This is a genomic window from Pseudidiomarina fusca, assembly GCF_032227045.1.
In the GTDB taxonomy this organism is placed as follows: Bacteria; Pseudomonadota; Gammaproteobacteria; order Enterobacterales; family Alteromonadaceae; genus Pseudidiomarina; species Pseudidiomarina fusca.
Genome location: NZ_JANFPJ010000096.1, coordinates 1 through 857, shown reverse-complemented (window position 1 = coordinate 857; position 857 = coordinate 1). Strand labels below are relative to the sequence as shown.

Genomic DNA, 857 nt, shown 5'->3' with positions numbered 1-857 from the left:
CGAGGAACGAGCGGCGCTTTTGGTTGTCCGAGTGTATGTGATTGTTATGTGACATTCATGATTCCTCTGCATTGAGGAAACATTGTACAACCCCAGAATTTCTTACCGATATTTTGACCTTTCTTGGTTTCTCGCAGAACCATTTCACTACCGCATTTTGGGCAACTCGGGACATTTCTATTTTCTTTTTCGGACACGATATTTTTTACGTGTCTAACATGCTCGCGATTTGTTCTAAATGATGGAGTAAGCCTTCCCTGTTCTATTTGTTTCACGATTTCTATTACTTGTGATTCGCTTAGAACTGGCGTTTTCTTTGATTTGATATACCTCGCATAGCCTCCGCCATAGGTCACATTTTCAGGCATTTCTGTTTTAAATGTGCTGTCACCTACAAAAACAATCACCGAATGTACTTGCTGCTCATTTAGGCCCAACAATGACTCAAGGGTTTTTACATGCTTATAGTTCTGACGCAATGGATTCTGAAATTTGTTTGAATGTTTATAAATCTTCTGAGTCCATGTTTTCTGGTTGGGGCCCCCAAATATCCAGCCTTTCATATTTTTTGTTTCAACAACGAAAACGCCAAATTCAGAAACGATGATGTGATCTATCTGTGTGCTTCCATCTTCTGTTGGCAGGGTTACGTTCTTGATCAGTTGGTATTTTTCTTTATCCAGTAAAAACTTTGCTGATAAATTGACGATAAACTCGCCAACAACGCCTTTGAACCAAGGTGATTTAAGAACTCCAGCGAGAATCGCAATTGGTATAAGATACCAAAGCGCACTGACTATTTGATTGACGACTGGTGAAAAATCCATTCTACGATCTCGCTTTATTCACATAACGCC

General features: G+C 39.8%; 1 protein-coding gene. It reads right to left on the bottom strand.

Annotated elements, in window-relative coordinates; all coding sequences use genetic code 11:
* Window positions 1–44 precede the first annotated feature (44 nt).
* Window positions 45–827 carry a nuclease-related domain-containing protein gene (locus NOG12_RS13220; RefSeq protein WP_313933510.1) on the bottom strand — a complete coding sequence of 261 codons (783 nt, stop codon included), beginning with the start codon at window positions 825–827 and terminating at the stop codon, window positions 45–47.
* Window positions 828–857: the final 30 nt, after the last annotated feature.